This window comes from Microvirga sp. GCM10011540, assembly GCF_042650665.1.
Taxonomy (GTDB): Bacteria; Pseudomonadota; Alphaproteobacteria; order Rhizobiales; family Beijerinckiaceae; genus Microvirga; species Microvirga lenta.
The window spans coordinates 1-5893 of record NZ_JBHSBQ010000094.1 but is presented as its reverse complement, the minus strand read 5'-3'; the positions used below and the strand labels follow the sequence as shown (position 1 = coordinate 5893).

At 61.8% G+C, this 5893-nt stretch carries 5 protein-coding genes; 3 read left to right on the top strand and 2 right to left on the bottom strand.

Annotated features, from left to right (window positions below):
* On the bottom strand, window positions 1-195 hold a 195-nt coding region (locus tag ACFOYU_RS15525), incomplete at its 3' end, for a helix-turn-helix domain-containing protein (protein WP_377034288.1).
* Window positions 196-775: 580 nt separating this feature from the next.
* Between ACFOYU_RS15525 and ACFOYU_RS15520 the strand changes: the two genes are divergently transcribed.
* On the top strand, window positions 776-1180 hold the full coding sequence (locus tag ACFOYU_RS15520) for a VOC family protein (RefSeq protein ID WP_377034287.1): 405 nt from the start codon (window positions 776-778) through the stop codon (window positions 1178-1180).
* A 219-nt stretch (window positions 1181-1399) separates the two neighbouring features.
* On the opposite strand, the gene ACFOYU_RS15515 is transcribed toward ACFOYU_RS15520, so the two are convergent.
* On the bottom strand, window positions 1400-3952 hold the full coding sequence (locus ACFOYU_RS15515; protein WP_377034286.1) for an EAL domain-containing protein: 2553 nt from the start codon (window positions 3950-3952) through the stop codon (window positions 1400-1402).
* Between the two features lie 658 nt (window positions 3953-4610).
* Here ACFOYU_RS15515 and ACFOYU_RS15510 point away from each other — a divergent pair.
* Window positions 4611-5213: a PAS domain-containing protein gene (locus ACFOYU_RS15510; protein ID WP_377034285.1), complete on the top strand. Its 603-nt coding sequence runs from the start codon at window positions 4611-4613 to the stop codon at window positions 5211-5213.
* A complete protein-coding gene (locus ACFOYU_RS15505; RefSeq protein ID WP_377034284.1) occupies window positions 5214-5642 on the top strand; it encodes a PilZ domain-containing protein in 429 nt (142 codons plus the stop codon). It begins immediately after the preceding gene.
* Window positions 5643-5893 lie beyond the last annotated feature (251 nt).

Genomic DNA, 5893 nt, shown 5'->3' with positions numbered 1-5893 from the left:
GCGGCGCCAGCGCCGCACCGTCAGAGTGCTCGTGCCCACGCGGGCGGCCACCTCGGTGGCGCGCAGGCCCTCGCCAGCCAGCAGAACAATCCGAGCCCGCCAGACAACCTTCTGGGGCGTGTTGCGGCCACGGACCAGGGTCTCCAGGCGCTCCCGATCAGTGGCGGAAACCTCAATGCGTTCGATCTTGCCCATCCGAGCAGCATCGCACGTCAGACCAGATTTCGGAAACACCCGTCAGTGACACAACACTAGGGGATCGTCATGGGAGAGGGCCGCAGATGCAAGCTGGGCCGCGATTGTGGCGGTGAATCGGTCGGAAGGCTGGTTTTCCAAAGCGTGGACCGGCTCATCCGCTTGAGCCAATCGACAACGACTGGAAAGAAGCGCAGCCTTATATACGGCTATGCTCTCCCAAGACATCGGCCGGAGGAGGGCCTGCGGGTTTCCTGAAGCCACGCCTGCAGGCCCTCCTCCGGCATTCGGTAGCAAACGCCACCAGATTTCGTGACCTGATCCGGCAGTGCCCGTAGCCAGTTGTTCAGCAAGCAGTCGCACAATGCGAGGCGAGCGGAGCGTTGGGGATAATATGTGCCAAAAGTGTAAGGGCGCGTTGACTCCGAAACGTACCCTCGCTTGTCATTGGGCATACCAAGGCAACTTCTTAGTCCGTGTGCGTTTGCACCTACTCATGCCGCCCGCATCCAGGCACAACTCTTTATGCTCGCTCATACGACCTATTGTATGTTGTGGCTGATCTGAATGGGAGTCTTGATTGAAGCAGAGTATCGCTCATATCGCACTCGTTGTTCGTGACTACGATGAAGCAATCGATTTCTATGTGAATAAGCTACGGTTCGAACTCGTTGAGGATACATATCAACCGGAGCAGAACAAGCGTTGGGTCGTTGTCCGTCCCTCTGGCGAGGCAGGTGCCTCGTTGCTTCTGGCGCGAGCCTCAACACCGCATCAGGAAACCTTCATCGGCAATCAGGCTGGCGGCCGCGTTTTCCTGTTCCTCCGGACCGATGACTTCCAGCGGGATTATGCTGCTTTAATCGAGGAGGGGATCAAGTTTGTCCGTGAGCCGAAGCAGGCTCCCTACGGCACCGTTGCTGTGTTCGAGGACCTGTACGGCAATCTTTGGGATCTCGTTCAATTTACAGACGGTCGAGACTGAACGCATAAGGTCCGGAACGCGCAAGCCAAGAGAGGACCTCACCGAGCCGCCATTGGCTCGGACAGGAAGCATATCGTTCCGGCATTCGGTAGCAAATGCCACCAGACTTGGCCGGAGTCGATCGGAATCTGTGAGGATTTGGCCCGCATCTATCACGGAGTGTCCCTGTCCCCTTGGAAACGGCTGGACTGCCATGAAATCCCTTTGCCGAGAGACAATTCACTTCGACAACATGATGAACTGCGGCACATCCGCGGCAGGCATTGGGCGCCCGAAGTGATACCCCTGCACCAGGTTACAGCCGTGTTCCTGAACGAATGACGCCTGCACGGCGGTCTCGACCCCTTCGGCAACCACCTCGATGCCGAGGCTCCGGGCCAAGCCCAGAACGCCCCTGACGATGGCCGCATCGCCTGCACCCTTCGCCACGTTGCTTACGAACGATCGGTCGATCTTGATCACGTCCACGGGAAATCGCTTCAGGTGGGACAGCGAGGCATAGCCGGTTCCAAAATCGTCAAGCGCGATCGTCACGCCGGCCGCGCTCAGGGTGCGCAGCGCCCGCTCCACGACCTCGCCCCCAGAGCCAAGGAACACGCTTTCGGTCACCTCCACCTCGATGCAGCTTGTCGGCAGCCCCGCCCAGCCCAGCTCCTCCAGCACCCGCTCGGCATAGTCGTCGTGCCGGAACTCGACGGCGGAGGCGTTGATCGCGACCCGGCCAATGTCGAGCCCGGCATCGAGCCAGCCGCGCACGTCCCGGAGGATGCAAAAGCGCATGCGCTCGCCAATGACCCTGCCAAGATCCGGATCATCGAACGCGGGAGCGATTGTCGCGGGGGATTGGATCCCCTTGCGCGGGTGACGCCAGCGCAGGAGAGCCTCGAAGCCGCCGAGCCTGCCCGAGGCAGGCGCCATCTTGGGCTGGTAGAATGGTTCGATCCAGCCGAACGTGACTGCCTTGCGGGCGAGCCCGAATGCCGATTGCGTTCTCCGTGCCTCCTCCCGCATGGCAGGGGTGAACAGCTTGAACCCACCACGTCCAGCCGCCTTGGAATGGTACAGTGCCAGATCCGCCTGTTTCAGGATCTCCCTCGGCGCCATGTTGGACCCGGCGCAGATGGCCCCGCCGATGCTGGCGCGGCAGTCGAGGGACTTGCCGCCGTGGCTGAGCGGCTCCTGCATCCGGCTGAGGATAGCCTTGGCCATTCCGGCAACCTCGGCCTGGTCTGCGACCCCGGCCAGGACGACGGCGAACTCGTCGCCGCCGACGCGGGCCACCGTATCCGTTGGACGAACGGTGCGGCACAGTCGCCTGGCGACCTCCCGCAAGAGGGCGTCGCCGGCATCATGGCCGAACCTGTCGTTGACGTATTTGAGGTGATCGACATCGATGAACAACAAGCCGACCGTCGCTTGGGAGCGTTCGGCCTCCCTGACGGCTTTGCCAAGGCGCTCGCTGAGCAGCCGACGGTTTGGCAGGCCTGTCAGGTCGTCATGATGGGCAGCCCAGTGCAGGCGCTCCTCCGCAAGTTTCCTGTCGTGGATGTCCTCCAATGTCCCGTACCACCGGAGGATCGCACCGTTGGCGTGCCGCCTCGCCCCGGCACGGGCACGGAACCAGCGGTAGCTCCCATCGATCGTGCGCACCCGATAATCTGCGTCGAAGGCCTCACCCGAGGACAGCGAGTGCGCCCACCGCTGCTGCGTCAGGGGCACGTCATCGGGATGGATTGCCTGGATCCAGCCGCTGCCGAGTGCCTCTTTGATGGGCACTCCCGTCACGCCATACCACCGCGGAGAGGCCTCGACGATATTTCCCTGTGGATCGGCCGCCCAAGGGATCTGCGGGTTCAATTCGACGGAATGGCGATAGTGCTCCTCGCTTTCACGCAGTTCCGCTTCCTTTCGCTGGCGTTCGATGACCACGGTCGCCAAGTGCAGCACGGTATCCATGCGCTCCATCTCGGTCGGCGTGGGGGCGCGCGGCTCGTTGTAGTAGAAGGCGAGGGTGCCCAGGACGTCACCGGACTGGCCCTGCACCGGCTTCGACCAGCAAGCCCGCAAGCCGTGCGACAGGGCAAGATCCCGCCAGTTCTCCCATGAAGGGTCGGACGCGATGTCGCTCGCGATGATCTCCCGCCGCTCGTAGGCGGCGGTCCCGCATGAACCCACTGCCGGTCCGATGGTCAAGCCATCGAGGGCGGCATTGTAGGCGGCCGGGAGGCTGGGGGCGGCACCATGCCGGAGCGTACGCAGCTCCGGGTCGAGCAGCAGAACGGAGCAGCGCGCGCCGGACAACTGCTCCTCCGCGAGCCGGCAGAGGGCTTCCAGGACCTCCCCGAGGGGTCGGCCGGCGGCGGCCAGTTCCAACACCCGCGCGTGGCCCCGGTGGGCCAGTTCGGTCTGCTTCCGGTCATGGATGTCCTCGATCGTGCCGTACCAGCGCACGATTGCGCCGGGCCGGTCGCGCTGGGCCCCCGCACGGGTGCGGTACCAGCGATACCCGCCATCGGCACCCCTGATCCGGTACTCGCATTGGAAAGTCTCGCCGGTCGCTAGGGTCGGGCGTCGGGTCTCGAGGTAGCGCGGCACGTCATCGGGGTGGACAAGCCTCATCCAGCCGCTGCCAAGCAACTCCTCATACGACATATCCGTCAACTGCGACCAGCCGGGGCCGATGAGGAGGATCTTGCCCTCCGGGTCTGAGACCCACGGGATCTGCTGGCTCAGTTCGACGGCATAGCGGTAGAGCGCTTCCCTTTCCTGCAAGGTCGCGTCGGGCGCCTCCGCTCGATCCTTGCCAGGGCAACCACCTGCTTGTGCGGGAGCGAAGTGATAACTTATTTGGAGTTCCATAGGTGGGGCACCTAATAAGGTGAGGAAATAATCTCCTTGACCGACTTTGCCCCACCTGTCGATTAGGGCAAATGGCCTACCTGGGGCCGCCGACGTTGAGCTGCGAATGGCCTGAACAAAACAGTTCCGCCACTCCCGTCGTAAGCTTGGCTATTCCGCCTGGGGGCCTTTTCGGCTAAGCAATTCGAGTGTCACTTGCGCTATGGACCAAGAGGGCCAGCAATGACTGATGATGAGGTAGAGGCAGTCGCCCAAGCTATTGCGAAGGCGAGGCGCTCGTCCTCAGCGGAGGGTCGGGAGCCGGCTCCTGGGGACGTCTCCGAGCAGCATCGGATGCTCGCCCGGCTGGCCATCGCCACGCTTGAACGGCTCCGCGCCCCGCCGCAAGCAGCCGCAACGGTGGCATCGTGCGACGAGGTCGCGACAGAATGTCCTGACGAAGATTGAGGGCAAGTGACGGGCTCAAGCTTCTGTCAAGATCCTATTCACATCTCAGGCCATCTACCTATTTTGGTTAGACTTGAACGATCCGCAGGAGGCCGGATGCTACTTGCCTGGTCGGAGGTTACCCATGGCGAAGGATGAGGTCGAAGCGGTGGCCAGGGCATTCTACAATGCACAGGATGCCGTACGCGGCTGGAACCGTGAACCCGAAGTGTTGAAGGAAGGATTTCGCCGCGATGCCCGTGCCGCCATTGAGGCTCTTGATGAGCACAGGGAGGTCACAGCCTCCCGCAAGATCAAGCCTCTCGTGGTGGCAGAGGAGCTTGGCGGCGTACGCGACGTTCTCCTGAACTCCCAGGAGGTCAGCGTCATGTCGATCCCTCTCTTCAGGGCGTTCAGGTCGGTTTTGCAAGGCCCGGACTTTACTTTCATCGCCGCCAATGACCCCTACTTCAGGCTCGTCGGAAGCCGAGAGCTTGTTGGGCTGCCGGTCAGGGAAGCGCTCCCGGAGCTGAGGGGGCAGGGTTACTACGAACTCCTGTCGCATGTGTACCAGACCAGGAAGCCGTTTGTCGGTCGCATGATGCCAATCATGTTCCAGCCCAAGCCGGGCGCCGCGCTCGAGGAGCACATCATCGATTTCGTCTACCGGCCGATCGAGGATGCTACGGGCCAGGTTGCCGGCCTTTTCGTTGAAGGCTACGACAGAACCGAGTGGGCGCGGACGTAAATGCAGGACCGTCGGCGAGCCAGGCGCATCCCCTCCATTCTTGAGGGACGTGTCACGCTTGAGAGTCAGCCATCTCCTATATCTTGCACGATCCGCGATCTCTCCACGACTGGGGCCCGTATTTGGCTGCCTGAGTCCGTCGATCTCCCAACCGAATTTGTACTGGCAATTCCGAAGCTTAAGCAATCGCTTAAGGTTCGCCTGATGTGGTCGAAGGCTCAAACCCATGGCGTCATGTTCCTCGAGCAACTTCACGACCATGGGGGCGATGATGCAACCAGTCTGCTTGAGGCTCTCCAAACTTCAGATCATCTGATCCATCTGGGGACTGTTTCGGAACAGCCCGCGGCCCCATCGCCGAAATCACGGCAGGAATCGGGGGCTCCCTGGCAGAGGTTCTTAGGGCGCCTGCTACGAAAGCCTCGGTGATCTGCATGGTTTGCCATCTCGGCCCAGTGGGGTCTCAACCAGCTTTCTTGGACCTCCCGTGTGGAATTTCCTTATCCCCCTAGGCACTTACCTGTTTCTTGGTGGTCGTTGCTACCGAATGCCGCTCTTTTCTTGCATTGCGCTTGGAAGGTCTCACTTGGTGATGAACCGTTCGCGTCAGTAGCGACGGCGGCAAACCTCAACAGGACGGCGGACAAGGCGACCGTAGGCGGTTCGCACAGTCCGATATT

Excerpts from the sequence above, each read along its gene's own strand:
- ACFOYU_RS15510 (WP_377034285.1), top strand. The coding sequence starts at position 4,611 with ATGGCGAAGGATGAGGTCGAAGCGGTGGCCAGGGCATTCTACAATGCA.
- ACFOYU_RS15505 (WP_377034284.1), top strand. The coding sequence starts at position 5,214 with ATGCAGGACCGTCGGCGAGCCAGGCGCATCCCCTCCATTCTTGAGGGA.